The organism is Dactylosporangium sp. NPDC050588 (assembly GCF_040654975.1).
In the GTDB taxonomy this organism is placed as follows: Bacteria; Actinomycetota; Actinomycetes; order Mycobacteriales; family Micromonosporaceae; genus Dactylosporangium; species Dactylosporangium maewongense.
In genome coordinates this window covers 17,131-42,782 of sequence record NZ_JBFAJA010000071.1, presented here as the reverse complement: position 1 = coordinate 42,782, position 25,652 = coordinate 17,131, and the positions used below count along the sequence as shown (strand labels likewise).

General features: G+C 72.9%; 27 protein-coding genes. 15 read left to right on the top strand and 12 right to left on the bottom strand.

The annotated features are described in order from the left end of the window. Window positions 1-859: 859 nt before the first annotated feature. Window positions 860-3,583, bottom strand: coding sequence for a LuxR C-terminal-related transcriptional regulator (locus AB0I21_RS39790; RefSeq protein ID WP_360568862.1), 2,724 nt, complete (start codon window positions 3,581-3,583; stop codon window positions 860-862). Window positions 3,584-3,706: 123 nt separating this feature from the next. On the opposite strand from AB0I21_RS39790, the gene AB0I21_RS39785 reads away from it, so the two are divergent. The 3 genes from AB0I21_RS39785 (at window position 3,707) to AB0I21_RS39775 (ending at window position 5,701) form a co-directional block, all read left to right on the top strand. Further along, on the top strand, window positions 3,707-4,309 hold the full coding sequence (locus AB0I21_RS39785; protein ID WP_360568861.1) for a hypothetical protein: 603 nt from the start codon (window positions 3,707-3,709) through the stop codon (window positions 4,307-4,309). 11 nt (window positions 4,310-4,320) lie between these two features. After that, the gene (locus AB0I21_RS39780) at window positions 4,321-4,890 is read left to right on the top strand and encodes an OsmC family protein (RefSeq protein ID WP_360568860.1); all 570 of its coding nucleotides are present in this window, start codon (window positions 4,321-4,323) and stop codon (window positions 4,888-4,890) included. Between the two features lie 130 nt (window positions 4,891-5,020). Beyond that, window positions 5,021-5,701: a hypothetical protein gene (locus AB0I21_RS39775; protein WP_360568859.1), complete on the top strand. Its 681-nt coding sequence runs from the start codon at window positions 5,021-5,023 to the stop codon at window positions 5,699-5,701. A 46-nt stretch (window positions 5,702-5,747) separates the two neighbouring features. On the opposite strand, the gene AB0I21_RS39770 is transcribed toward AB0I21_RS39775, so the two are convergent. Continuing rightward, entirely contained in the window at window positions 5,748-6,569 is an 822-nt protein-coding gene (locus AB0I21_RS39770) for a sigma-70 family RNA polymerase sigma factor (protein ID WP_360568858.1), read from the bottom strand. Window positions 6,570-6,662: 93 nt separating this feature from the next. On the opposite strand from AB0I21_RS39770, the gene AB0I21_RS39765 reads away from it, so the two are divergent. Then, window positions 6,663-7,121, top strand: coding sequence for a carboxymuconolactone decarboxylase family protein (locus tag AB0I21_RS39765; protein ID WP_360568857.1), 459 nt, complete (start codon window positions 6,663-6,665; stop codon window positions 7,119-7,121). Window positions 7,122-7,128: 7 nt separating this feature from the next. Here the strand turns inward: AB0I21_RS39765 and AB0I21_RS39760 are convergent, their stop codons facing one another. Further along, window positions 7,129-7,827: a hypothetical protein gene (locus tag AB0I21_RS39760; RefSeq protein ID WP_360568856.1), complete on the bottom strand. Its 699-nt coding sequence runs from the start codon at window positions 7,825-7,827 to the stop codon at window positions 7,129-7,131. A gap of 424 nt (window positions 7,828-8,251) precedes the next feature. Between AB0I21_RS39760 and AB0I21_RS39755 the strand changes: the two genes are divergently transcribed. Then, window positions 8,252-8,770 carry an ATP-binding cassette domain-containing protein gene (locus AB0I21_RS39755; protein ID WP_360568855.1) on the top strand — a complete coding sequence of 173 codons (519 nt, stop codon included), beginning with the start codon at window positions 8,252-8,254 and terminating at the stop codon, window positions 8,768-8,770. A gap of 9 nt (window positions 8,771-8,779) precedes the next feature. Continuing rightward, on the top strand, window positions 8,780-9,493 hold the full coding sequence (locus AB0I21_RS39750) for an ABC transporter permease (protein WP_360568854.1): 714 nt from the start codon (window positions 8,780-8,782) through the stop codon (window positions 9,491-9,493). Window positions 9,494-9,550: 57 nt separating this feature from the next. Here AB0I21_RS39750 and AB0I21_RS39745 read toward each other — a convergent pair whose 3' ends face one another. Beyond that, window positions 9,551-10,861, bottom strand: a complete 1,311-nt coding sequence (locus AB0I21_RS39745) for a hypothetical protein (RefSeq protein WP_360568853.1) — start codon at window positions 10,859-10,861, stop codon at window positions 9,551-9,553. 103 nt (window positions 10,862-10,964) lie between these two features. Here AB0I21_RS39745 and AB0I21_RS39740 point away from each other — a divergent pair, with 103 nt between their 5' ends. Then, entirely contained in the window at window positions 10,965-11,471 is a 507-nt protein-coding gene (locus AB0I21_RS39740) for an N-acetyltransferase (protein WP_360568852.1), read from the top strand. Between the two features lie 73 nt (window positions 11,472-11,544). Continuing rightward, window positions 11,545-12,996 (top strand): peptide MFS transporter, encoded by a 1,452-nt coding sequence (locus AB0I21_RS39735; RefSeq protein WP_360568851.1) that lies wholly within the window; start codon window positions 11,545-11,547, stop codon window positions 12,994-12,996. Window positions 12,997-13,099: 103 nt separating this feature from the next. On the opposite strand, the gene AB0I21_RS39730 is transcribed toward AB0I21_RS39735, so the two are convergent. Next, on the bottom strand, window positions 13,100-13,837 hold the full coding sequence (locus AB0I21_RS39730; RefSeq protein WP_360568850.1) for a hypothetical protein: 738 nt from the start codon (window positions 13,835-13,837) through the stop codon (window positions 13,100-13,102). Window positions 13,838-13,984: 147 nt separating this feature from the next. Between AB0I21_RS39730 and AB0I21_RS39725 the strand changes: the two genes are divergently transcribed. Together AB0I21_RS39725 and AB0I21_RS39720 are read left to right on the top strand one after the other, a co-directional pair. Then, complete coding sequence (locus AB0I21_RS39725; protein WP_360568849.1) at window positions 13,985-15,169, top strand: PQQ-binding-like beta-propeller repeat protein; 1,185 nt, start codon at window positions 13,985-13,987, stop codon at window positions 15,167-15,169. A gap of 99 nt (window positions 15,170-15,268) precedes the next feature. Continuing rightward, window positions 15,269-15,763 carry a hypothetical protein gene (locus AB0I21_RS39720; RefSeq protein WP_360568848.1) on the top strand — a complete coding sequence of 165 codons (495 nt, stop codon included), beginning with the start codon at window positions 15,269-15,271 and terminating at the stop codon, window positions 15,761-15,763. Window positions 15,764-15,765: 2 nt separating this feature from the next. Here the strand turns inward: AB0I21_RS39720 and AB0I21_RS39715 are convergent, their stop codons facing one another. Continuing rightward, window positions 15,766-16,212, bottom strand: a complete 447-nt coding sequence (locus AB0I21_RS39715) for a hypothetical protein (protein WP_360568847.1) — start codon at window positions 16,210-16,212, stop codon at window positions 15,766-15,768. A gap of 104 nt (window positions 16,213-16,316) precedes the next feature. On the opposite strand from AB0I21_RS39715, the gene AB0I21_RS39710 reads away from it, so the two are divergent. After that, window positions 16,317-17,987: a protein kinase gene (locus AB0I21_RS39710; RefSeq protein WP_360568896.1), complete on the top strand. Its 1,671-nt coding sequence runs from the start codon at window positions 16,317-16,319 to the stop codon at window positions 17,985-17,987. 635 nt (window positions 17,988-18,622) lie between these two features. Here the strand turns inward: AB0I21_RS39710 and AB0I21_RS39705 are convergent. The 3 genes from AB0I21_RS39705 to AB0I21_RS39695 form a co-directional block, all read right to left on the bottom strand. Further along, window positions 18,623-19,018: a hypothetical protein gene (locus AB0I21_RS39705; protein ID WP_360568846.1), complete on the bottom strand. Its 396-nt coding sequence runs from the start codon at window positions 19,016-19,018 to the stop codon at window positions 18,623-18,625. Between the two features lie 480 nt (window positions 19,019-19,498). Further along, window positions 19,499-19,759 carry a hypothetical protein gene (locus AB0I21_RS39700; RefSeq protein ID WP_360568845.1) on the bottom strand — a complete coding sequence of 87 codons (261 nt, stop codon included), beginning with the start codon at window positions 19,757-19,759 and terminating at the stop codon, window positions 19,499-19,501. A gap of 78 nt (window positions 19,760-19,837) precedes the next feature. Further along, entirely contained in the window at window positions 19,838-20,206 is a 369-nt protein-coding gene (locus AB0I21_RS39695) for a hypothetical protein (protein WP_360568844.1), read from the bottom strand. Window positions 20,207-20,258: 52 nt separating this feature from the next. Here AB0I21_RS39695 and AB0I21_RS39690 point away from each other — a divergent pair, with 52 nt between their 5' ends. Further along, complete coding sequence (locus tag AB0I21_RS39690; RefSeq protein ID WP_354895974.1) at window positions 20,259-20,699, top strand: TIGR03618 family F420-dependent PPOX class oxidoreductase; 441 nt, start codon at window positions 20,259-20,261, stop codon at window positions 20,697-20,699. Between the two features lie 45 nt (window positions 20,700-20,744). On the opposite strand, the gene AB0I21_RS39685 is transcribed toward AB0I21_RS39690, so the two are convergent. The 3 genes from AB0I21_RS39685 to AB0I21_RS39675 form a co-directional block, all read right to left on the bottom strand. Then, a complete protein-coding gene (locus AB0I21_RS39685) occupies window positions 20,745-21,500 on the bottom strand; it encodes a GNAT family N-acetyltransferase (RefSeq protein WP_360568843.1) in 756 nt (251 codons plus the stop codon). A gap of 193 nt (window positions 21,501-21,693) precedes the next feature. Then, on the bottom strand, window positions 21,694-22,296 hold the full coding sequence (locus AB0I21_RS39680; protein WP_360568842.1) for a dihydrofolate reductase: 603 nt from the start codon (window positions 22,294-22,296) through the stop codon (window positions 21,694-21,696). Beyond that, window positions 22,284-23,096: a phosphotransferase gene (locus tag AB0I21_RS39675; protein WP_360568841.1), complete on the bottom strand. Its 813-nt coding sequence runs from the start codon at window positions 23,094-23,096 to the stop codon at window positions 22,284-22,286. Before AB0I21_RS39675 ends, AB0I21_RS39680 begins: the two co-directional genes overlap by 13 nt. 43 nt (window positions 23,097-23,139) lie before the next feature. Here AB0I21_RS39675 and AB0I21_RS39670 point away from each other — a divergent pair, with 43 nt between their 5' ends. The 3 genes from AB0I21_RS39670 (at window position 23,140) to AB0I21_RS39660 (ending at window position 25,650) form a co-directional block, all read left to right on the top strand. Beyond that, window positions 23,140-24,033, top strand: a complete 894-nt coding sequence (locus AB0I21_RS39670; RefSeq protein ID WP_360568840.1) for a hypothetical protein — start codon at window positions 23,140-23,142, stop codon at window positions 24,031-24,033. Between the two features lie 298 nt (window positions 24,034-24,331). Continuing rightward, window positions 24,332-25,147 carry a hypothetical protein gene (locus AB0I21_RS39665; protein ID WP_360568839.1) on the top strand — a complete coding sequence of 272 codons (816 nt, stop codon included), beginning with the start codon at window positions 24,332-24,334 and terminating at the stop codon, window positions 25,145-25,147. Window positions 25,148-25,179: 32 nt separating this feature from the next. Further along, window positions 25,180-25,650, top strand: a complete 471-nt coding sequence (locus AB0I21_RS39660; protein ID WP_360568838.1) for an NUDIX domain-containing protein — start codon at window positions 25,180-25,182, stop codon at window positions 25,648-25,650. The last annotated feature ends 2 nt before the right edge of the window (window positions 25,651-25,652 follow it).

The following is a 25,652-nucleotide window of genomic DNA, read 5'->3' as shown; positions in this document are numbered from 1 at the left end:
AACCGCGCGGAGCACGGCCTCCTGCTCGCCCAGGCGTCTGGCCTTCCGCGAGTCGCCGCGCGAGATCGCCTGCGTCCGGTCCTCGGCGATGCCCGCCATCTGCCGCTCGATCTCGGGCAGCGTCGGCAGCGAGCTGGAGTGCACGAGCGCGTCGCCCTTCGCGACCTGCAGCAGCTTCAGCCGCAGCGGCAGCAGGCGCAGCCCGAGCCGCGCCAGGACCAGGGACGAGTTCGCCGCCTGCCCCTTGGCGCTCTGACCGTGCTGCAGGATGGCGACGAACATGTCCGCGGCGGACACCGAGCGCCGGGAGTCCGCGTGGGCCTCCTTGGCGGCCAGCCGGAGGATGGGCCCGGCGTCGGCGCCCAGCTTCAGGGTGGAGGGCCCGTCGTCGACCAGCCCGTGGGGCAGGCGCTCGACCTCCGCGCACACCTGCTCAAGGGAGACACCGAGGGCGTCGGCGGCCTGCGCCGCCGGAGCACACACCTGCAGGCATCCGACCAGGATGAGGTCCGAGTCGATGCTGCTCCGGCCGAGCTGCCGGGCCGCCGACTCGGCCGCCTTCAGGACCTTGCGCGCGTCCTGATCGAGGTCGGGAAACGCGCGACCGTCCGGCACCGGCCCATGGTGCCAAGGCGCCGGTCGGCGTCACCAGTGGCCGAACGGTTCGATGTGCACGCAGAATAACCGACCCGTCACGCATCCGACCGGCGGCGGGCGCTCATGGCGTGGCGGGCTGGACGCACATCACGGTGAGCAGGGCGATCGCCTCCGTGTCGGTGAGGGTGTGTTCGTGGCACAGGGAGCGCCAGGTCTGGAACGCCGTGGCGTGGGCGATGGCTGCCCGGAGCCGCCGGCGGCGTCAAGACGAGGGCAGGGACTGCCGCAGGGCCTCGGCGGGGGCGAGGGTGCGGCCCTCGGCGTAGGCGTCGTCGAAGGCCGGGCGTCCCAGCGTGGTCGCGAGGTCGCGGTGCAGGTCCTCGTCGGCCGGTTTCGACGGGCGCAGGTGGGGGCCGGACGACTCGCGCTGGCGGTGTGCGGCGCCGAGCAGGATGGCGGCGGGCCGGGGCTGGTCCTGCGCGGCGGCGAGCGCGGCGAGTGCCTCGAGGGACTGCACGAGCACCACCGACTGGCCGGCGACCAGGACTGCCTCGGCTGACCCGCGCAGCAGTTCCCCGGCGCGGGGCAGGTCGCCGGTGTGCCTGGCGTGCTCGCCGAGGACGAACAGCGCCCGCCCCGCGCAGCGGCGGTCGCCGAGCCTGCGCAGCGCCGGCAGCACGTCGTGCATGAGGTCGGCGGCGCGAGCGGTGGAGCCGCGGACGAACGCCCACTGGGCGAGGCCGACGTCGGCGTGGACGATGTCGGCCTCGCTGCCGGCGGCCTCGGCCATCGCCCGGCTCTGCGTCAGCCAGGCGTGGATGTCGTCGTCGGCGACGCCGGCCGCCATGGCCCGCTGCGCCATCATGAACAGGGTGTTGGCCGCATACACGTGGTCGCCGGCGTGGCGGAACAGGGTGACGCTGTCTCGGCCCCATTGCAGGGCCTCGCTCAGCGCCCGCGATGCCAGCACGAGGCCCTGCATCGTGAGCGCCCGGTCCCACCCCCGGTCCTCGGGGAACCCGTCGAGGGCCTCGCGCAGCGCGGGGTGGCTCAGCTCCGGCCGGATCCAGGTCGAGCACATGCCGACCGCGCGGGCGGCGGTCGCCCGTGTCAGCGGGTCGTGGCCGGCGGCGAGCCGCCGCGCCCGCTCGGCGAGGTCGAAGGCGGTGCCGGCGTCGCTGGGGTGCAGCACGGCGCTGGCCGCGGCGAGCCCGGCGACCGCCGCCGGTGTCGCGGGCGGCTCGCCGACGGCCAGGGTCCGCTGGATCCACTCCTGCGCCTCGCGGCGCTGCCCGGCCAGGTCCCAGAACCGCTCCAGGGCCGCGATCCAGCGCCACGCCGACTCGGTGTCGCCGGTGTCCACACTGTACGAGAACGCGGCACGCACATTCGGCTGCTCCGTCGAGACGCGCAGGAACCACGCCCGCTGCTCGGCGTGCCTGAGCCCCTCGGCGGCGCGCTCGCCGAAGGCGAGGAAGTGCGCGGCGTGGCGGCGGCGCGCGCCGGGTTCGGCGTCGCCGGCGCAGAGGCGCTCCGCGGCATAGGACCGGATCGTCTCCAGCAGCCGATACCGGCGCGGCTCCCCGCCGGCGGTGGACACGAGCGACTTGTCGACGAGCGCCGGCAGCACCCTGACCGCCGCCCGCTCGTCGCCGTGGACCGCCTGCACGGCGTCGAAGTCGAAGTCGGCGGGGAACACGCCGAGCCGGTCGAACAGGGCGCGCTCGTCGGCGTCGAGCAGCTCATAGCTCCAGTCGATGGCGCTGCGAAGGGTCCGGTGCCGCGGACCGGCGGTGCGGGCGCCCGCGGAGAGCAGGTCGAAGCGCTGGTCGAGGTGCTCGACGAGCTCGGCCGGCCCGAACGTGCGCAGCCGCGACGCGGCCAGCTCGATCGCGAGCGGCAGCCCGTCGACCCGCCGGCAAAGGGCGGCGACGGCGGGGGCGACGCCGTCGGTCAGGGCGAACCCCGGCGCGGCGGTCGCGGCCCGGTCCACGAACAGCCGCACCGCCGCGCTGCCCGCGATGTCCGCCGCATCCAGCGAGGCCGGCACGTCGAGGGGGTCCACCTGGTAGGTGACCTCGCCGGGCACGCCGAGGGGCTCGCGGCTGGTGGCGAGGACCCGCAGCGGCCCGCCGGCGCGCAGCAGCGTGGCGACGACGTCGGCGGCGGCCGCCACGACGTGCTCGCAGTTGTCGACGAGCAGCAGGCCCGGCAGGCCGGCGGCGGCGTCGCCGAGGATGTCGGTCAGGGACCACCCCGGCTCCGGCACGACACCCAACGCCCGCGCGACAACGTCACCGACAAGATCCGGGGTGACCGGCGCCAGGTCCGCGAGCCACACCGCGCCACCCGCACCGCCCCCACCGCCCGCGCCACCCGCACCGCCGCCACCGCCCGCACTACCGGCACCGCCCACGCCAGCCGTGCCGCCCCCACCGCCCGCGCCACCCGCACTACCCGTACCGCCGCCACCGCCCGCACTACCGGCACCGCCCATGCCAGCCGCGCCGCCCGCACCGCCCACGCCACCCGCACCGCCCACGCCAGCCGTGGCGCCCGCACCGCCCACGCCAGCCGTGCCGCCGGCACCGCCCGCGTCGGCCGTGACGCCCGTGGCGACCCGGAACGCCAGCCGGGTCTTGCCGACCCCACCCGGCCCGGTCAGCGTGACGAGCCGGTGCTCGCGCAGCAGCGCCCCGACCTCGCCGGCCTCCCGGTCCCGGCCGACGAGGCTGGTCAGCGGCGCGGGCAGGGCCGGCGTGGAGCGGGCCGGACGGCGCAGCGCGGCACCGGCCTCGACCAGCGCCGCCCGGTCGGCGACGCCGAGCTTGCGCAGCAGCGCCGCGACGTGGCTCTCCACGGTCCGCACCGACAGGTGCAGCCGCTCGGCGATCTCCCGGTTACGCAGCCGCTCCCCGACCGCGCGCAGCACCTCCGCCTCGCGATCGGTGACGCCGGCCGCCCGGCCCTGCCCCTCGACGCTCATGCCCGCATTCTCCCCGGCAGGTCTGACAAAAACTCCGTAGGAGGTTCCGTGCAACGTACGGATGACCCGGCGGGGCCCATCGGCGAAGCTGATGCGGTCAGTACACCACCGGACAGGAGCAGCATGGACACCGCAGGCTTTCTCGCGACCCCCGAGCCGACCGCCGAGGCGCAGCGCCTGTTCGACGACGACGTCGCCGAGCTCGGATACGTGATGAACAACTCGCGCCTGTGGGCGTACCAGCCGGAGACCCTGTCGGGGCTGTTCGAGCTGATCCGGAACGCGAACGCGAACGCAAACGCGGGCGACGGGCTCAGCCTGCGGCAGCGCGGCATCCTCGTCACCGCCTGCGCGTCGGCGTTCGGCGACTCGTACTGCGCGCTCGCCTGGGGCGGCAAGCTGGCCGGGCTCAGCGAACCGGAGACTGCGGCCGGGGTGCTCACCGGCACCGACACCGGGCTGACCCCAGAGGAGCGGGCCATGGCCGGCTGGGCGCGCAAGGTCGCCCGCGACCCGAACGGCACCACCGAGGCGGACGTCCAGGCGCTGCGCGACGCCGGCTTCAGCGACCCGCAGATCTTCACGATGACGGTGTTCGTGGCGCTGCGGCTGGCGTTCTCGACGGTCAACGACGCGCTCGGCGCCCGCCCGGACCAGGCCCTGCACGCCTCGACCCCGGCCCCCGTGCGCGACGCGGTGACCTTCGGCCGCCCCGTCGCTTCGTAACGGGCGCAGTCATGGCCTCGACGCGCGACGACTCCAGCCGCAACGGCGTGGACGTCGCCGCCCTGTCCGCCACCGCCGACGCGGTCCGGGGCAACCCGGCCGCGGCCGGGTTCCAGTTCCGCGCCCACAACGAGTGGATCAGCGGCACCCACAACCGCGGCACGATCCACGACTACTCCGGCGGCGGCGAGGAGCGCACGCACGAGCGCACGTTCCAGTTCGACGCCGACCACCCGGCCGTCCTCGCCGGCCGCGACAACGGCCCGACCGGACCGGAGCTCGTCCTGCACGCGCTCGCGTCCTGCCTCACCGCCGGCCTGGCGACCGCCGCCGCGGCCCGCGGCATCCGTCTCACCGAGGTCCGCTCGACCGTCACCGGCGACCTCGACCTCAACGGCGTCCTCGGCCTCGACCCGGCCGTCCGCAACGGCTTCGACCAGATCACCGTCCGCTTCACCGTCACGGGCGACGCCCCCACCGACCAGCTGCGCGACCTGGTCGAGCGCTCCCGGGCCCGCTCCGCCGTTCTCGACGTCCTCACCAACGTGGTCCCGGTCACCTTCGAGATCGCAACCGATTGAACCGGCCAACGCGTCCACTCAGCCACAGAGGCCCCCACACCGACAGGAACCCTCCACATGTGCGCATCACCGTTGGTCCCGGACGCGACGCCTCGCCACTGGGCAGGCCCCTCCTGACGTCACGGTAAGGGTGCGCACCGACGACGAGGTCGACCTGGCCTACTACTTCATCGAGGACGTGGCCGCGGCGCCGGACCGGGTCGCGTTCCTGCTGTGGGACGAGTGGCCGCTGCCCGCGGGAGCGTCGGACGCGGCCTTCGACCACGACGTGCCGGTGCAGACCGCGCGGACCGCGGGTGCCGGACCGGACTGCGTCTACTCGGTCCGCACCTGCTGGCAGCACCCCGGCACCGGGACGAACCTGGACCTGGCGGGCGCGGTGGCGTTTCCCGGGCTGACGCTGCCGGAGCTCGCCGGGCACCTGCGCGACGTCGCCGATCCGGAGGCGCTGGGCTGGCCGCACGACGCGCGGCTGCTGCGCGCCCTCGTCGGGCCGCGGGACGGCGACATCTGGCCGGCGATGGAGCGGTTCGCGCGGCTCGGCGGCTACGACCCCGAGCCGGCCGGGATCGACACCGTGGCGGAGCACGACCTGATCCACCAGCGGGTGCTCAAGGACCTGCCGGCCGAGCCGCTCGCCGCGACGCGGGTCAGCCTGGACCCGCACATCGCGCAGGTCGCCCGGCACATCGACAGCTTCTTCGGCTTCGACCAGTGGTTCGTCTTCGACACCCGCTGGGCGGCGGCGCACCCCGACCTGGCCCGTTCCCTGCTGCGGTACGCCGCCCACTGGGACCCGTTCGACGGATGAAAGACGGACACAGCGGCGGATGAGCGGCGGATAAAGCGGCGGGCGGTCAGGCGACCCAGGAGGGCACGATCTGGGCGAGCCGGGCCGGATCGGTCAGCGTCGAAATCCTGGTGACCACGCCGCCGGTGACGGTGAAGGCCATGACCGTCACCGGGCGGCCGCCGACCGTGACGAGGACGCCGGGGACGCCGTCGATGAGCGCGGGATGGACCACGGCGTCGGGGCGGGCGAACGTCGTGGCCTGGGTGGCGACGGCGGTGGCGCCGCGGATGAGGGTGCCGGCCGCGCGCAGCTCGATGTCGGGGGCGAGGACGGTCAGGAGCGCGGCGACGTCGCCCCGCCCGGCGGCGAGGAACGCGTCGATGACCTGACGGGCGGCGGCCTGGTCGGCGGCTGAGGGGCGGCCGAGGCGCACGCGGGACCGGGCGCGGCTGGCGAGCATCTTCGTGGCGGCGGTGCTGCGCCCGAGGACGCCGGCGATCGCGTCGAACGGCACGTCGAACACGTCGTGCAGCACGAACGACACCCGCTCCGCCGGCGTGAGCGCGTCCATCACGACGTACAGCGCGAGACCCACCGACTCGGCGAGCATCGCCTCACGCTCAGGGTCGGCGTCGTCGGAGAGGGAGCCGACGAGCAGCTCCAGCGGCTCCTCGCCGCGCCGGCCACGGACCCGCAACGTGTCCAGGCAGATCCGCGACGTGACCGTGGTGAGCCAGCCGCGCAGGTCGTCGATGCCTTCGGACCCGGTCCGGGCCAGCCGCAGCCACGCCTCCTGCACGGCGTCGTCCGCGTCGGCGTGGCTGCCGAGGATGCGGTACGCGACGGCGTGCAGATACGGACGGTGGGCATCGAACTCGTCGGTCACGGCGCTCCCCCTTGATGCGGTGTCACCATCACGACGCCCACGGGACCGGAAGGTAACGCGTTACCTTCCGGCCGCGGCGGACGTCGCAACGGCATGACGACACCACGAATCCAGAACACCGCGACCCAGCCCGACATCACCACCGCGATCCAGCACCTGTACAAGCAGGTGTACTCGGGAGGCGTACCGCGGCAGACGCTCGAACTGGTGCACCTGCGGGCGAGCCAGATCAACGGCTGCAGCGCCTGCGTGGACGCCGGGGGTGCGAGCGGCGCCAAGGCCGGCATCGGCACCGACAAGCTGCTCGCCGTCGCCGCCTGGTACGAGCACCCGGCGTTCGACGACGCCGAACGGGCCGCGCTCGCGCTCACCGAGGCCGCGACCCGGCTCGCAGACCGGCCGGGCGCGGTCACCGACGAGATCTGGGCCGAGGCCGCGAAGCATTACGACGAGCGGCAGCTGGGCGCGCTCGTGCTGATGGTCGCGGTCACGAACTTCTTCAACCGCATCAACACCACCCTTCGGGTGCCCGCGGGCACCCGTTGGGAGTGACGGCGGGTCACACGTCGCGCGACGGCTCCGGCTCGGGCTGCTGCTCGTGCCGGGGCCCGGCGACCAGCTCGCCGGCGACCGCCTCGGCGTCCTCGATGTCGGCCTCGACCTGCGGCTGGCTGACCCACAGGGCGCGCATCTGCTGCTGCATGAACGAGGTGAGGCGCGACCGGTACTCATGGTCGAAGCGCTCCAGGGCCTCGATCTGCTGCTGCAGGGCCTGCCGTTTGGCGGTCAGGCCACCGACGACGTCCTCGTAGATCTGCTCGGCGCGCTGCTTGATCTCGTGGGCGGAGGCGCGGGCCTGCTGGATGATCTTGTCCGAACGGTCCTGTGCCTCGGCCAGGACGTCGGAGGCGTTCTGCTCCGTCTCGGCGGCGAACTGCTCCGCCGACTGGGCGATGCTGTCGGCCTGCGCCCGCGCGTCGGCGATGATCTTCTCGGCCTCGGCGCGCAGCGCGTCGGCGCGCGCCTGGGCCTTCTGCACGATCTGCCCGGCCTCGGCGTGGGCGCCGGCACGGATCTGCTCCGCCTCGCGCTTCGCGCCGTCGAGGTGCTCCTCGGCGGTGCGCTGCGCCATCGTCAGCACCTGCAGCGCCTGGTGCTGCGCGTTGATGGTGTTCATGTCGGGGCGGGGCGCCTGCTGCTCCGCGGTGTTGTTCAGCTGCGCGTGACCGTTCGCGAGCCGATCGTCAAACGGTCGCATCCCGTGCTGCGTCATGGTCCCTGCCCTCCTCGATGGCGATTCCGCACTCCGGCCGCGAACCGGCCGCGAGCGGGGGCGGGTGCAGAATGCCACGCGGACAGTACCCGAGATGCCGCCGGAAGTCAGCACCCGCGGCTACCGACGGTTGCCGCCGCCTCCGGTACCGTTGACCCGATCATCGGGGAGTGTGCATGCGGTGTCTCGCGCTCGGCGCGCTCGAGGTCCTGGCTGCCGACGGGGAAGCGCCTCGACCTCGGCGGCCAGCGGCAGCGCACGGTGCTGGCCGCGTTGCTGCTGGACGCCGACAAGGCCGTGCGGCTCGAGCGGCTCGTCGAGGCGCTCTACGGCGAGGAGCCGCCGTCGACGGCACGGGTGCAGGTGCAGATCTGCGTGTCAGCGCTGCGGCGCCTGTTCGCTACGCACGGTGACCCTGACGCTGGTCGCGGTGCTCGGCCCGCCCGGCGCCGGCAAGTCCTCACTGGTCGAGACCGTCCTCGGCCTGACCGGCCCGGACGCCGGCGAGGTGAGCATCCACGGCCGGGCGCCGCGCGACGCGGTCCGCGCCGGGCGGGTCGGCGCGATGCTGCAGCACGGCACCCTGCTCGACGACTGCGGCGTGCACGAGACGGTCGCGATGATCGCCGCGCTGCACCGGTCCTCCAGGCCTGTCACCGAGGCGCTGGACCTCGCCGGCGTGCGGGCCCTCGCCGGTCGCCGCTGCGGGACGCTGTCCCCCGTCGAGCGGCGGCAGGTCCGGTACGCGCTGGCGCTCGCCGGCTGCCCCGACGTCGTGGTGCTCGACGAGCCGCCCGCGTTCGAGGGCTTCCACGAGTCGCTGCGCGTCCTCGGCCGGCGCGGCACGGCCGTCCTGGTCACCGCCCGGTCCCTGCCCGATGCCGTCTTCGACCGGGTCGTCGCGCTGCCGGCCGCCGCGATCGCGTAGGGGGACCGCATGCTCGGATATCTCGCGCTGGAGACCCGGCGGGCCCTGCGCTGCCGCCGCTACCTGCTGCTGGCCGTCGCGCTGCCGGCGGTGCTGTTCCTCGGCTACCGGCTGGCCGTGCCGTTCGACGGCGACGCCTACCTGGTCCCGACCCTGGCCGCGCTCGGCGCGTACATCGCCGCGACCCTGCCGACCGCACGGATCGCGCTGGAGCGCGCCGGCGGCTGGCAGCGGCAGCTCAGCCTCACGCCGCTGACCCCGGGCGCGTATCTGACCGCGAAGGCGCTCACCGCGATGCTGGTGTCGGCCACGCCGATCGCGGTGGTGTGCCTGCTCGCCCGGTTCGTCGACCAGGTCGACCTGGCCGCGGGCGCGTGGACCCGGATCGTCGCCGGGATCTGGCTGGCGACGCTGCCGTTCGCCCTGCTGGGGCTGGTGCTCGGCCAGCTCGTCGCGGCCCGCGACCAGCCCGCCGTCGCCGGCGGGGCGCTTACCGTCGGCGCGCTGCTCGGCGGGCTGCTCGTGCCCCTGGCGCTGTTCCCGGGCTGGCTGGTCGACGTGGCGAAGGCGCTGCCGACGTACTGGCTCGGCGAGGTCGCGCGGAGCACCGTCGACCAGCACACCGACGCCCGCGACGCCGCCATGGTCCTCGCCGCCTGGACCGTCGAGGCCGCCGTGGTCCTCGCCGTGCACCAGTGGCGCACCCGGCACCGGCGCCCGTGAGCGGCGACAGCGTGACGACAGCGGTCGGACCGTGCCGCCCGCACCCCGTTGCTGGAGTCAGCCGCGGAGCCAGTCGCGGAGGCGGGACATGGCGCTCCTGGGTTGTGGGGGTGGCGGGGGCAGGGAGCGGCGCAGCTCCTCCTCGGTCGCGGGGCGGGCCTCGAGGGCGGCCTGGCGCAGCAGCGCCTTGTCGACCCTGAGGCCGCCCATGGCGTACACGTTGACGTGGCCGCGCGCGATCACGTAGCCGTGCGTGTCGTCGGTGCGGCGGTAGAGCAGGCCGTCGGGCTCCGCGGTGCAGGTGGCCGCGCCGCAGGTGTTCTCCGACAGGTCGGCGAAGACGTCGATCACGACGCTCTGCGGTGAGGCGGCGGGGTCGGCGGGGTCGAGCCGGACGCCGGGCGGGATGCCCTGCTTGCGCGGGATGAAGCCGGGCGACGACGCGAAGAAGATGCCCTCCTCACCCTCGGAGCTGAGCGCGGCCAGCTCCGCCGGGGACGCCGGGTGGACCGTCGCGGCGGCGGCCCGCAGCACCTGGCGGTCCACGACGAGCGGCCCGGCCACCACGACGAGCGACTGGCCGGAGGTGACCTGATAGCCGTGCTCCGCGACGCCGCGGCGGTAGACCCAGCCGTCCGGCTCGGCGGTGCACTCGGCGCTCCGGAGGCTCGAGTCGTACGCGGTCTCGCCGCACGGGGCCGGGTCGGTCGCCGCGTACTGCCGGGCGTAGGCGAGGACGGTGATCCAGCGCGGCTGCGGGATCGCCGCCGGGTCGGTGGGCGTGAACGTCCGGGTGCCGACGACCCCGCCGAACGAGGGGTCGGTGGGACGGTAGCCGGGGATGCTGACGACGTACGGCGGATCGTGGGGCAGCTCGGCGGCGGGCGGAAGGGCCGGCGAGGACCGGGCCAGGGCGACGAGTCCGGCCGCGACGAGCGCCACCAGGGTCCCGGCCGCGGTCAGCCGGGCCGGCCAGCCGCGTAGCAGTACCCCGGCGACCAGGGCGAACGGGATGCCGCTGCACAGCTGGGTGAGCGCACCGTCGTGGCTCACGCCGAGCCCGGCCTCGTCGGTCAGCGCCCACCCGAACCCCCACAGCGCCACACCGAACCCCAGCACGAGCAGCACCCACCACACCTGCCGCCCGGTCGTCCCGCCGAGCACCGACGCCGCCGCGGTCGCCCTCACGATCAGCCACAGCACGAGCAGGAAGACGCCCGCGACCACGATGCCGCCCCCGATGATGCCTGCCAGGCTGTGGGCGAACACGGCGGCGAACGCGAACCCGACGGCGGCGGGCAGACCGACCGAGCCCAGCATCCACACCCCGGCGAGCTGCCCGACCACGAGCGCGTGCCGCTTCCTCATACCGACCAGCATCGCGGCTCGAACGGCAAAGGCCATCCGTCGCGGTACTCAACCGCGCTTGAGTACCGGTCGCGCCACGGCGGGCGTCGATAGGATGGCGGGCGTGACGAGGTGGGTGACCAGGGTCGAGACCGCGGCCGACGGGCCGGCCGTGCGGGCGGTCAACCTGGCTGCGTTCCCGACGGCGGAGGAGGCCGACCTCGTCGACGCGCTGCGCGCGGACCCGGCCTGGATCGACGGGCTGTCCGTCGTCGCGGCCGGCGAGGACGGCGAAGCGGTCGGGTATGCGCTGCTGACCCGGTGCCACATCGGCGGGGAGCCGACGCTCGCGCTCGCGCCGTGCTCGGTCCTGCCGCGGGCACAGCGGCAGGGCGCCGGGTCCGCGGCGATCCGCGCGGCGCTCGACGCGGCGCGCGCCATGGGCGAGCAGACCGTGGTCGTCCTCGGGCACGCCGGCTACTACCCGCGGTTCGGGTTCGGCCGGGCTTCACAGTTCGGCATCCGCGCCCCGTTCGACGTGCCCGACGAGGCACTGATGGCCCTGGCCCTGCACGACGGCAGCACCGTCCCGGCCGGCACGATCGCCTACGCCGCAGCGTTCGGGATCTGAACGCCTTCACAGCCGTCGATATTACCTCGCCAGGGGTGGTTGGACGGGGTGGGGGCGGGTAGGCGTACGCGGTATGACGGTGGTGGAGACCAGGGAGCGCACGTTCTTCGGGCAGCCGCGGGTGCTCGCGAACCTGTTCGGGGTCGAGCTGTGGGAGCGGTTCTCGTTCTACGGCATGCAGGGCATCCTGCTCATCTACCTGTACTACTCGGCGGCCGACGGTGGGCTCGGCATCGACCGGGCGACCGCCACCAGCATCGTCGGCGCGTACGGCGGCGCCGTCTACCTGTCCACCATCCTCGGCGGGTGGGCGTCGGACCGGTTGTTCGGGCCGGAACGGGTCCTGTTCGGCAGCGCCGTGCTCGTCATGGCCGGGCACCTCGCCCTCGCCCTGATCCCGGGGCTGGCCGGGGTGAGCGTGGGCCTGGTGCTGATCGCGGTCGGCTCGGGTGGGGTGAAGGCCAACGCGACGTCGCTGGTGGGGTCGCTGTACGCCGCGGACGACCCGCGCCGGGACGCCGGGTTCTCGCTGTTCTACCTGGGCGTCAACCTCGGCGCGCTGGCCGGGCCGCTGCTGACGGGGCTGCTGCAGGAGAACGTCGGCTTCCACTACGGCTTCGGGCTGGCGGCCGCGGGCATGGCGGTGGGGCTCATCCAGTACACCATGGGACGGCGCGACCTGAAGGACACCGCGCGCGAGGTGCCCAACCCGCTGCCCGCCTCCCGGCGGTGGCTCGTCGCCGCGGTCGCCGTCGCGGGGCTGGCCGCGGTCGGGGCCGTCGTGGTCAGCGGGCTGCTGCCGGCGGACCGGCTCGCGACGGCCGTCGTGGTCGTCAGCGCCGTCGCCGCGGCCACCTACTTCGTCGTCATCCTCACCAGCCGCGCCGTCACCGCCGTCGAGCGCCGCCGCATGCTCGGGTTCATCCCGATGTTCCTGGCCAGCGCGGTGTTCTGGTCGCTCTACCAGCAACAGTTCACCGTCGTGACGATCTACTCCGACCGCCGGCTGGACCGCACGATCCTCGGGTGGGAGATGCCCGTCTCGTGGGTCCAGGCGATCAACCCGGTGTTCATCATCGTGCTGTCCGGCGCGTTCGCGGCCCTCTGGACACGGCTCGGCGACCGGCAGCCGTCGACCCCGGCCAAGTTCGCCGCCGGCACCGCCGTCATGGGGCTGGCGTTCCTGCTGTTCCTGCCGCTCGCCGGCGGCGGGCCCAACAGCGCGCCGCTGCTCGCCCTCGCCGGGATCCTGCTGGTGTTCACGATCGCGGAGCTGCTGCTGTCGCCGGTCGGGCTGTCGCTGTCCACGAAGGTCGCGCCGGTGGCGTTCCGCACCCAGACCGTCGCGCTGTTCTTCCTGTCCGTGGCGCTCGGCACCGCCATGTCCGGGGTCCTCGCCCGCTACTACGACGAGGCGCACGAGACCTGGTACTTCGGAGCGCTCGGCGCCACCGCCCTGCTCTTCGGCGCCATCCTCGCCGCCCTCATCCCCACCATCCGCCGCCTGCTGTCCGGCGTCCACTGACCTCACCGCGGCGCGGCCGAACCCCTGGATGGAGGTTTCGATGAACGTCGCCGCGCGGCCGGCGGTGGCGGTCATGTCCGACCCCGACCCTGACCCGGCGCCGTCATCGTGGCGACGGAGGTTCGCCGGTACCTGCCGTCCGCCCTGACGTAGCAGACCCCGACGCCGCGTTCACGAGCAGCTCCCGAAGGCGTCCGGTGACGTCGGTGTCGCGGTAGGTCGCCCACCACCGCGCCGCGTCCATCAGGTCGCCGACGGCCGACGCATCCTCGCGCAGGCACTCCCGCGCCCGCTCGTCGAACGACGGGTCCACCAGCGCGTGCAGCAGCAGCTGCCACCGATCGCGCCCGATCGCCTCGGCGAACGACGCCCCGTCGAGGAACGCGAGACCGGCCGCCGCCGCGCGCGTGCCGGACGCCGACAGCCGCCGCAGCGCCGGCCCGCCGACCGTCAGCAGTGCCCGCTCCAGCACCGGCCCGGGGTCGACGCCGACCTCCAGCCACACCCACTCGGTGACCGCGATCAGGTCGTGCACCGCGCCGGCGCGCGCCGCGGCATCCTCGGCGAGCAGGTCGAGGCCGTCGAACGTGCCTGCCCGCATCGCGAACCCGACCAGCGCGAGCCGGGCCACCGCGTCCGACGGGTCGCGGTCGAGGCACGCGCGTGCGTGGTCGTGCACCTTGAACCACGTGGTCCGGTGGTTGGTCCGCGACCAGAACGGGTCGTCGCGGGGCACCGCGTCGAGCCGCGACCACATGCCCCGCAGCGCGCCGTTCACGCGGGCGATGAGGGCGTCGTCCTCGAACACCCCGCCCGCCCGCGCCAGATCGTCGCCGGTCATATGGCAATTGTCGCGCTGGGGACTACGGTGAGGTGCATGCGGTGGGCTGTCGCGGGCGCGGTCGGCGTGGTCCTGGCTGTAACAGCGGCTGCGGCGGCGTGCGGGCAAGGGCAGACGCCCGACCCAGGGCCGCGTCCGTTGTGGACGGTGCAGGTCGAGACCGGGGCGCAGGACGTGGCGGTCGTCGGGGACATTGCGGTCGTCATCGGCGAGGGGACGCTGCTCGGGCTGGACAAGGGCACCGGGCGGGAGGTGTGGCGGCGGGAGCTGGGCGAGCGGTCCCGCGCGGTCGTCGCCGGCGAGCGGGTCGTCGTCCAGGGCGACGCCGAGGCGCTGACCCATCGCGTGTTCGTGCTCGACGCCACGACCGGGACCCCGGTCTGGGGCACGGCGCCGTCGCTGTGGCGGCCCGTCGTCTACGCCGACGCTGTCTACAGTGGAGACTGCCCGGCCGGTGGGGTGGTGTGCACGCTGGTGGCGCTCGGCATGCGCGACGGGCGGGAGCTGTGGCGGCTGCCGAAGGCGACCGGCAACGTCGGCGCCGACACGATCGGGCGGCGGGGGCCGTTCGCGCCGCAGGCGGGTCTGCGGCTGCTGCTCACCGGGGCACCCCGAGGCGGCCTGACCCTGCTCGACCCGGCGACCGGTGTGGCGTCGGCGGCGTCTGTACCGCGGGAGCGGGGCTGGTTCGCGCTCGCCGCAGGCGAACTGATCGTCACCACGGACCACGACCCGCCCGGTGGCGACCCGGACTGCACGGTCGCCGTCACCTCGTACAGTGGCGAAACCGGGGGAAGGACGACCTCCGGCGCCGTCTACAGTGGACGCGAACGCGGCGGCGAGTGCCAGCGGGCGTTCGGCGACCGCCACGCGGGGGCGGTCCTCATCGGCGCCGGCACGAGGATCGCGGCCGCGACCGCCGACGACGCCGTCCAGGTGTACGACCTCGCGACCGGCCGCACCGTCTGGCGCTCCGACGAGCGGGGCGTGCCGCTGGAGAGCGACGGCACGACGCTGCTGGTGCGCGACACCGCCGACGAGGGCGGCTTCCGGCTGCTGGACTTCCAGACCGGAGCGGTGCGCTGGAAGGCGCCGGACAGCGGTCTGTCGGGGCTGTCGGCGAGCTGGGACTGCGCGCTCACCGCGGGGCTCGTCGCCGTGCACGGCGCGATCGGCGAGAAGCCGTTCGTGCGGGTGTACGCGGTGCGCTCCGGCGAGGACCGCGGCCGGTTCGGCAGCTGGCTCGCCGGGCTCGGCGACGACTGGGTCGCCACCACCCGCGGCTCGGGCTCCAACCGGCTGGCGCTGGAGATGTTCCGTGTGACGCCCTGATCGTCACACCGGTTCTCTGGCGGGAACCGTTCAGGTGCAGCGCGGTTGCGCCGATGGTCACTGCGTCACAGGGAAGCGACGCACCGCAGGAGGCCACGGATGAACCGCACCACGATCACGCTCGTCGGACTCGCCGCCGCTGCCGGGCTGGGCAGCCTGCTCGCGTCCTCCCCCGCGCACGCTGCCTCGGCGGCACACTCCGGCACCGACGTCTACGCCCGCGCCGGCGTGGTCTACGCCAGCACCGGCGGCCACGAGGTGCGCCTCACCGAGGACGAGGTCAACGCCGAGCCGCGCCTCTCCCCCGACGGCAGGCGCATCGCGTACGTGCACAACAACACCGTCTGGGTGATGCGCGTCAACGGTGCGGGCAAGCACCAGGTGAGCGACCGCACCGGGACCGCACCCGCGTGGACACCGGACAGCACCCGCATCACGTACACCGCGACGTCCTGCACCGGGGCTCCCGGCACGTTCCGCGTCGGGTTGGCGGGCGGCACGGCGTCCGTGCCGGTCTCGCCCGCCGTGTGCCGCGACCAGGCGCCGCCGCAGGTCGGCTTCATCACCGACGTGCCCGGCGACCAGCCCGCCTGACGTTACTGCTTGCTCAGCACGCAGTAGATCGGGTCGCTCGGCCGGGTCTTGTAGTACTCGAGGTGCTCGAAGTCGCCCCAGGTCCGCTCCGCGTGGGCGCTGAACTCCACGGTGCCGTTGTTGACGAACTGCACCTCCTGATCGTGGCTCTTGTCCGCGGCGGCGATCTTCCAGGTGAGCTCGCCATCGGCCTTGGTCTCGACGCCGTCGGAGTCCTCGCGGTACGGCAGCTGCTTGACGGTGGCGGTGCCGTCAGCTCGGATGCTGATCGTGCCGTCGCAGTCGCTGGACCAGTCGCCGATCACGTCCTGCTCGGTGAACGGCTTCCGGCTCCCGCCGAAGACCGAGTCGGCAGCGACCCCCGCACCCTCGCAGCAGCCGCAGCCGAGCAGCAGGGGCAGGATGACCAACGCAGCGGCGATTCGCCTCGCCCGGGCCTGTAACGCCATGCGCTGATCATGCGCCGGGCACCCCCGCCCGGAAAGATCCCTGGCGATGTGTCAACGCACACAGCCATTACGATCGCCTGCGTACGGAGGGGTGGGTGACACGGATGACAGGTACGGGCACGGTACTGGCGGGGCGCTACGAGATCGGGCACCACATCGCCTCCGGCGGCATGGGCGACGTGTGGCAGGGGCACGACCGCGTGCTCGGCCGCACGGTCGCGGTCAAGCTGCTGCGCGCGCCCACCGGCGACCCGTCGTTCATCGACCGGTTCCGGACCGAGGCGCGCACCATGGCCACGATCAGTCACCCCGGCGTCGTCGACGTGTACGACTTCGGCGACGACCCCACCGCCGGCGTGTACCTGGTCATGAAGTACATCGACGGCGAGTCCCTCGCCCGCACCCTGGACCGCTCGCCGCGGCTGTCCGCCGAGACCACGATGCGGCTGGTCGCCGAGGCCGCGCTCGCGCTGCACGCGGCGCACGAGAAGGGCGTGACGCACCGCGACGTCAAGCCCGCGAACCTGCTGATCCGCCCCGACGGCAGCACCGTGCTCACCGACTTCGGCATCGCCCGCTCCGCCACCAGCACCCACGAGACGTCGATGGGGCTGCTGCTGGGCACCGCGTCGTACATCGCGCCGGAGCGCGCGGCCGGCGATCCGGCGACCGCCCAGTCGGACATCTACTCCCTCGGCGTCGTCGCGTACCGCTGCCTCGCGGGCGACCTGCCGTTCACCGGCGAGAGCATGTTGCAGATCGCGCTGCGCCACGCCCACGACGAGCCGCCGCCCCTGCCGTCCGACGTGCCGCCCGCGGTCCGCTCGGTGGTCGCCCGGGCGATGGCCAAGAACCCCGCGGACCGCTGGCCCTCGGGTGCCGCTCTCGCCGCCGCCGCGCGGGAGGCGCTGACCGCGGAGCCGACCCAGCGACTGGCCACCGCACCCGGCCGCGGCCGGCGGCGGGTCATCCTGGCCGCCGCCGGTGCGGTGCTGCTGGTGGCTGCGGCCGCCGCCACCGTCGCGCTGCTGCCCGGCGGCGACCCCCAGACCCCCGCGCACGCCGCCGGCACCACCGAGCCGGGCCCGGCTTTTGGCGGCGGCGCCGCCGGTCTCACCGGCGCCCCAGGCTCCCCGGCCGCGTCCGCCACCCGCGGCCCGTCAACGGCGGTCCCCACTCCACCGTCGCCGCCGCCCAGCAGGGTCGAGGTCGCTGGAGCGCCCGCGGTGCCGTCGAAGCTGACGGCGACCCCGATCAGCAGCACCACGATCCGCCTCCGCTGGACGGACGCCTCCAGCAACGAGACCGGTTTCAGCATCCTCAACGGCGCCAAGTCCCGCGACACCGGCGCCAACACGACCACCCTCGACTGGGACGGTCTGGCCCCGGACACGTACATGTGCTTCAAGGTGCGCGCCTTCAACACCGCGGGCCCGTCCGCCTACCACCCGGCCGGCCAGCAGGACTGGGTCTGCGCCACCAGCCTCGCCGGCCAGGGCCCCGCCGCGCCCTCGAACCTGACCGCCACCCCGACCGGCCCGACCGCCATCCGTCTCCAGTGGACGGACAATTCCACCGACGAGACCGGCTTCACCGTCATCGACGGCTCCAGGTCCCGCACCACCGGCGCCAACTCGACGTCACTGACCTGGGACGGTCTGGCCCCCGGCACGTACATGTGCTTCAAGGTCCGCTCGTCCAACGCTTCGGGCGTCTCCGCCTACTCCCCGCCCGACCAGCAGGACTGGGCCTGCACCACCACCCCTACGGCGTAGATCTCGGTACCGACGCCGGCCTATCGCAAGGTGTGAGTTTCTTCCTCGCTAGAGGTGGAAGGCCGGCGCCCTTCTCCGGGCTGCTCCACCACGCGCTCGCTTGCCTCATCAACGTCCACAGCGAAGGGCGCTCAGCAACATGTGATCGTCGTGTCCGATGTTGATCCAGCCAGTCACCACTCTCAGCGCCGGCAACGGCGACCGTGGCGGGCAGACCACCAAGAAAGACCAAATTCGGCAAGGACCAGTTCGGCCATGACGACTTCCGAACCCAGCTGCACACCGGATCCGTCGCCACCTCGTGCCGATCACGGCCGCCCGTGGAGTCAGCGCGATCATCAGTGCCCACGCCCGATCCACAGCTCCGTCACCACGTCATCCAGCCCACCCGAACCAGCCATCACCAGACGACCTCGAACGAATCTCTCTGATCGTCGCCGAGATCAAACAATGGACCATTCACTGGAAAGCCCCTAACGCCTTCCAATCACCCTCGAAGGCCGGCTGACCCCAGCCGCCTAGTGACCCCGATCAACAACCAAAGATCGACCAATAGACCGGGTAGACCCGCGCGATCGGTGATTCCACCGATCGCGCGGTCGCCGTGACTCACGTCGCTTCAAGTGACGCGACAATCACCAATCAAGAAGTTCATGAGGCATCTCTGGGTCTTGATAAGAAATCACATCAGATTCTCGAGTCCTCCGCAACTCATCTCGCTGAGCACGGAGCAGTTCGATCAGTTCACGACATCTTGCATCGCCGAGTTCTCTTGTCGCCGATTCGTAGCGATGCCAGGCGGTCAAGGCGGCCGCCCCCTGGCTCCTTGCGAGTGCGGCGAGGTTCCATAGGTCGACCGAGCTCGAATTGGGTTTCCTCGCGAACACCCATTTGTTGAAGCGCGCATCCTCAGCGACCAACTCGGCGGCCGCTTCGACCAGATCCAGCCCGGCTTTCGGTGAGTCGATCATCTCCAGAAGCGTGGCAACCAGGCCCTTGGTCCGGCGAATTCCATCAGCCATCTCGGTCACCTGACCTTTCTTCCATTACGAACTAGCCAACAAGCCAGGTCGCCTGACCCATCTGGGACATCCAGGCCGCCAGCCCGCAACACGTCGCCGCAGTATGTCAGACAGCTATTCGGGCACATGAATTCCGTCGGATTCCGCGCGCCGGGATCACGACACGGGCGGCGCTCACGAACGCGGTCCCGGCAGGCAGGCGGCCCTCACGGCACGCCAACAGGACGGGGCCTGCACCACCACCCCCATTGCGTCGGCCCACCCCGCCGCATCCACGGCCACCCGGTGCTCTGGGACTGGCCTTGGCTGGCGGAGGCCGCGGGACGACGCCTCACTGCAGGCTCTCGCAGGCCTCGAGCATAGTTGCCATCAACAACAGCGTGACGGAAGCGGCGCGGCGGGCGCAGGCGGTGACGGCTACATGTAGCCTACGCGGTCAGGACCGGGACCGGCGGCTGAGACGACCCCAGCGCCGGTCCGGATGTCTGCCTACCGATAGGTGTGCGCTTCTTCCTCGTTCCAGATGGACAGCTCGCGCCCTTCTCCGTACTGCTCCACCACGCGCTCGTATGCCTCATCGACATCCCTGGCGAAGACGCTCAACGAGATCCGATTCCCATCTCCGAGGTTGATCCAGCCGATGTACTCTCGCGTCGCCAGTTCTTCGGCACCGACATGCCGACTCCGGAGGCTGGGGTCGAAACTCTGAGGGCGGCTACCGGGTCGGAAACGGGGTTCTTCGATGCTCATGCCTCTCTCCCATCCGCCCGAGTCGACCCCAGCCGGGTCGGCGACATGGGGGCTCCGATCGTTACACGGCACGCCAGGTCAGGGAAAGGCGACATCCTTGTTCAGCGGCCGATACAGGTATGCGTAAGTCTGGCTCAGGTCCTCGTGCAGGAGCACACTCAGGCGCCAGCGGCCGACGGTGATGTAGGTGATCCCTACGTTCCCGTTGATCTCTCGCAACGATGAGAGGCGATCTTCCCATCCGAGCCAAACGCGGCCGCCTTCTCGATCAGCCTCGCAACGGGCCAGGTCCGTTCGGTAGGCGTCTTGGGCGGGAATCACGATCACCTGTGTCTGCTCCGGATCGAACGTGACTCCGGGATCTTCGATGTCTTGCTTCACCACATCGGGGTGACGCAAGTGGCGGAGCAGGTGAAGGAGTTCCTCGGTCCGCACGCTCTTGATCATTGAAGCCTCCGCACCTGGGGATTCTCGCTGCGGCGGTGGATAGGGTGGCGGTATGACGACGATCGAGGCGGGGCTGCGGCGGGTCACGGAGCTGGCCGGGCGGGAGCACTGGCTGGCCGTGCTGGTGACGATCAGGCCGGACGGTGAGCCGTCAACGTCGGTCGTCAACGCCGGCGTCCTGCCGCACCCGGCCACCGGGGAGCCGGTCGTCGCGCTGGTTTCCCGGGGTGACACGGCCAAGCTTCGGAACCTGGCCGGTCACCCGCGGGCGACGCTCGTCTTCCGGGCCGGCTGGGAGTGGATCTCGGTGGCCGGGACCGCCGAGGTCGTCGGGCCCGAGGCAGGTGCCGAGCCGCTCAGGCTGTTGCTGCGCGACGTGTACCACGCCGCCGGCGGCGTCCACCCCGACCTCGACGAGTACGACCGGGCGATGCTGGAGGACCGTCGCGTCGCCGTCCTGGTCCGCCCCGAGCGCTTCGCCACCAACCCCTGACGGGCGGCGGCCCCGGCGCAGGCCAGGACCGCCGCGGAATTGCGATCAGGTCATCGTCATGTACAGCCGTTCGCCGGCGCGCTCGTAGCCGACGCGGGTGTAGACGCGCCAGGAGTCCTCGCCGGAGGCCTCGAGCCAGGCGAGGTCCACCCCGGACGCGAAGAGGCGGGCCGTCACGTCGGCGGTGATGGCACCGGCGAGGCCGCGGCGGCGGTGTGGCGTGCACACGGCGATCCCGGCGACCTCGCTCACCCCGTCGGCGGGTGGGACCGCCTGGCCGCCGCCCGCGCACTCGTCGCCGGTGACGGCCATGACGGCGACGCCACCGGCGGCCTGCAGGCGGCGGACCCGGGCCACGTCCGCCGGGGACGCGACGGGCTCCGCGCCGAAGGCGGCGTTCTGCGCACCGATCAGCGCCGCGAGCAGCTCGTCGGTGTCCGGTGTCCGCAGCTGGTACGGGTCGGGCACGGCAGACGTCCGCAGCGTCGACGGGCGGCAGCACAGGTACGTGTGCCGCGCCTCGACCGCGAAACCGGCGTCGCGCAGCAGCCCTTCCAGCGACGGGGCGCAGCCGGCGACGTACTCCAACCGGGGCGTGCGGTCGGCGGCCCGGAACGCCGCGACCAGGTCGGCGACGTCGCCGGCGGTGATCGGGGCGTCAGGGCGCGGGGTGGCGTAGTTGATGCTGGGGCTCGCCGTCGTCGGGTCGACCCCGATCACGAACGGTCCGACCCGCACGGGGGCGGGGCGGTTGGAGAGGTTGACGACGACGGACTGCTGGATGCGGGCATCCAAGGACACGGTGAATACCTCAAGACGTGAGAAGACCAACGATGGGCGAACAAGACATGGGGCCGCCCAACGCACGCGTCGTCACATCGACGCTCAGGCGGCCGCTCGGCCTACCCGGATCACAGGCTTCAGTCCCTCATGCACCAATGTCCACACCGTCTGCGTGGCCGACCGCCACAGTCCCCCATCCCGGGGCGTGCTGTCAAGCGACGTCGTACAGCAGGTGGGTGACGCGGTCACCCTGCACGATGCGGGACGGGTTGCCGAGGGTGATGGGGTCGCCGGTGCCGGCGCCGCCGAAGAACGGGCGGCCCGAGCCGAACACGACCGGCACCACGTGCAGCACGATCTGCTCGATCAGGCCGAGGCGCAGCGCCTGCCCGCCGATCTGCCCGGCCGCGACGTCGACGATCCGGTCGGGGCCGGCCAGCTCCTGGGCCTGTTCGATCGCGGCCGCGACGCCACCGGTCACGAACGTGAACGGTGCCGTGGCCGCATGCTTCCAGCCGGCCGGCGGCGCGTGGGTGACGACGAAGACGTGCTCACCCGCGGGTGGGACGCCGCCCCACCCGTCCGTCAGGTCGAACAGGCGCCGCCCGATCACGACCGCGCCGATGTTCGGGTACACGGACTGGACGAAGTACTTCGACGCCAGGGTGGTGCGGCACGGCTCGTCCTGCCGCGGCGACCACCGCCACTCGGCGTCGCCGTTGCCGAACCAGTCGAACAGCGGCCCGACGGTGTCGTCGTCGCGGGCGATGAACCCGTCCAGCGACACCACCGCGCCCATCTTCACGCGTCCCATGCCTGCGCCCCTCCTGCCGGGTCGTCACTGACGTTATCGTCACCTGACAGAAAACGCTGGGCGGCTCGCACGTACTCGGGCACGCCGTATGCGATGTCCTCCAGCGCCGCGCACCGGGCGAAGAACACGACCCGTTCGCCGAACGCGGGGTCGGTGGGGCCGCCGTAGGCGTCCAGCACCGCGGCGAGGAAGCCGGCGCCGAAGTCGCGGTAGAGCCGGGCGAAGTCCAGCGCCGGATCGGTGACGGCCGCGTCGGTCCAGTCGATGACCCCGGTGACCGCGCCGTCCCGCTCCAGGATGTGCTCGGCGCCCAGGTCGGCGTGCGCCAGGACCCTGCGGGGCGCCGGCGCCGGGACCTCCGCGTGCAGCCGGTCCAGCAGCTCGGGCGGGCCGTCGAGGTCCTCGAGCCATTCGGCCGGATCGGCGTCCTCGACCGGCACCAGGCCGCGCACCTCGGCCGGCTCGATCGCGTGCAGCTCCCGGAGGAACCGGCCCATCGGTCCAGCCAGCGCGGCGGGCGCCGGACGGCCCAGCAGCGGGCGGCCGGGCAGCAGCGGATAGGCCAGCACACCCGTCTCCGCGTCGGCGAACCGCACCGCCGGCACAGGCAGCGACACCCGTCCGGCCAGCGCGTCGAGCAGCGCCGCCTCACGTCGTACCGTGGCAGCCTCCGCAACCCGCAGGACCAGGCCGCCGGCGAGGAACGCCGTGTTGTCCAGGCCCCTGCCGAGCTCGGTGACCGCGACGTCGGCCAGGTCGGGAACGTGTGCCCGCAGGGCTCGCAGAGCGCGCTCTCGCATACCGGGCTCCAATCGGGTCGGCCGGGTTGGTTAATCTTGGACAGTGTCCCGTGCCGCAGCTCTCGCGATCGCGGTGGTCCTGATGCTGGGCGGGTGCTCCGCGCAGGCGCTGCCCGCACCGGAGCCCGCGCCGTCCGACGACCCATTGGCGGTCGTCGAGGAGCGCACGGCGCTGCTGTCCCGCGACGGGCCCTACCGGGACCCGGACCAGGCCGAGCGGGCACAGGGGCGGGCCGCCGCGCGGCTGCTGCTGGCGGGTTCCGACGACATCACCGACCTCGACGGTGCGTTCGGCCGGCTGGGGTACGACTCCTCCCACAGCGTCGACGCCGCGACCGGACGCCGCTACAGCATGTTCTCCATGAGCGTGACCTACGGGGCGGCCTGGGGTCTCGTCCTCGCCGACCGGTCCGCGCCGCTGCGCTACGTCATCGAGGTGCCGCATCCCGGCTTCGACACCAACACCGACAAGCTCGGCGTCGCCCTCTACCGCCTGGTCCCCGGCAGCGTCCTGCTCATGGCCGGCGCCCACCGCATGGCCGGCAACGGCGCCGCGGACGTCGCCCACAACGACATGTCGATGTTCCACGTCCTGGCGACGGAGCTGGCCCGCGGCGGCCTGAGCCAGGTGCAGCTGCACGGCTTCGCCGACAAGAACCTTCCCGACGCGCAGGCCGTCGTGTCGACCGGCGCGGGCCGCGTCTCGCCCCTCGCCCGCGACGTGGCCTCCAGCCTGCAGGAGGCGGGCGTCATCGTCTGCCGCGCCTGGGCCGCCACCTGCGGCCGGCTCGAAGGCACCACCAACGTCCAGGGCAAGGCCGCCGACGACCTCGGCGCGCAGTTCCTGCACATCGAGCTCGGCTGGGTCATCCGCGGCAACCCCGAACGCCTCGACGCCGTCGCCCACGCCATCGCCAGACGCCTGCCCCCGGGCTGACCCGGCTGACTTCTGGGTGCCCTGCCGTTCCGCCGGATCGGGCGGACCCGGCACCGCCACGCGGCCGTTCAGCCGGGTCCGCGGCTCGATCCGGTGCTCGGGCCGGCACGTTCAGCGCCCGGCGCAGGCCACCGTCCAATCACTCGGACCCCTGTCCGGGTCTGGACGGCACCGGCGCCCATCCGAATGACTGTCGTCAATGCCCGACCGCTGCGGCCTCCGCCTGTTCGTCGGTGGTCCGGCGGCCGCGACCGGCGATACGGTCCGCTGCGACGCTCGACGTAAGGAGACGCAGCACATGACCTCGACGGCGACGAACACCCGCGCCCCTCGACTCGAGCATGACGTCCGCGCGGACCACGACGGCAGGAGCGTGGCCCGGATCGCCTGGACCCTCGCCGCGTCGTTCGCGGCCGTGGCGGCGCTGCTGGGCTCCGACGGCCTGCTGCTGACCGACCGCCCGACGGCGACACCCCCGCTGCTGGGCGCCGCGTTCTTCGTCCTGGCCGCGGTGATCACGCCCGTCACGATCTTCGCGATGCGACGCTCCCGCCTCCGCCGGGAGCGCAAGAGCCAGGCCGAGTTCGACCGCCTCGACGCCGCCACCGACGAGATCGACGACCACGCGCTGGGCAAGCTGGTGTCGTTCAACTTCCGTCTCATGGACCGGTTCATCAACGTCGCGCTCGGCCAGGCCCGCATGTCCTACATCTTCTGCGCGGTGGCCGCGTCCGCATCGCTGTTCGTGCTGCTCGCCGGCACCAGCGCGATCCTGGCCTCGGCCAGCACCGACGTCCGGGTGACCGTCGGCGTCCTGACCGCCGCGGGTGTCACCTTGGGCAGCTTCCTGTGCGCCACGTTCATGCGGTCGTTCGCCATGACGTCCAGGCAGATGAGCTACTACTACGGCCAGCCGCTGGTGCACTGCTACCTCCTGCACGCCGAGTGGCTGGCCGAACGGGCCGTGGACGGCCTCGACAAGGCGAGCGCCGCGCGCATCCAGGAGCACCTGATCCACGCCACCCTCGGCGCCAGCAAGAACGCGCAGATGCACCTCCTGGACCTGCAGTTCCACGGCCCGAAGCGCCACCCGGACGAGCAGGACCAGGCCTAGCGACCGCGACCCGTCGGGGATACGGTCCTGCGGTGAGCTTCCGGCTGGCGGCGTACGCCCTGTGCCTCGAGCGTGACCGGCTCCTGCTGGCCCGTTACGTCTCCCCCGCGACGGGCGCGACGCTGTGGACGCTCCCTGGCGGCAGGGTGGAGCACGCCGAGGACCCGTTCGAAACGGTGATCCGGGAGCTGGCCGAGGAGACCGGCTGTGACGGCGTGGTCGAGCGCCTGCTGGGTGTGGATTCGAGGGTCATCCCGGCCGCCGAGGCACGGCTGGGGACCGAGCACCACAACGTCGGCGTCTTCTATCAGGTCCGCATCACCGGTGGTGCGCTCCGGCCCGAGCCGAACGGCGAGACCGCCGAGTCGGTCTGGCATCCGGTGCCCGACGTCGCCGGGCTGTGCCGGTCGTCCCTGGTCGACGTCGGGCTCGCCCTGGCGCAGACGCTTCCCGCGACCGGGCACGTCGCCGCGGTCACTGTCGGCGGCCTGATCCGGCACTGAGC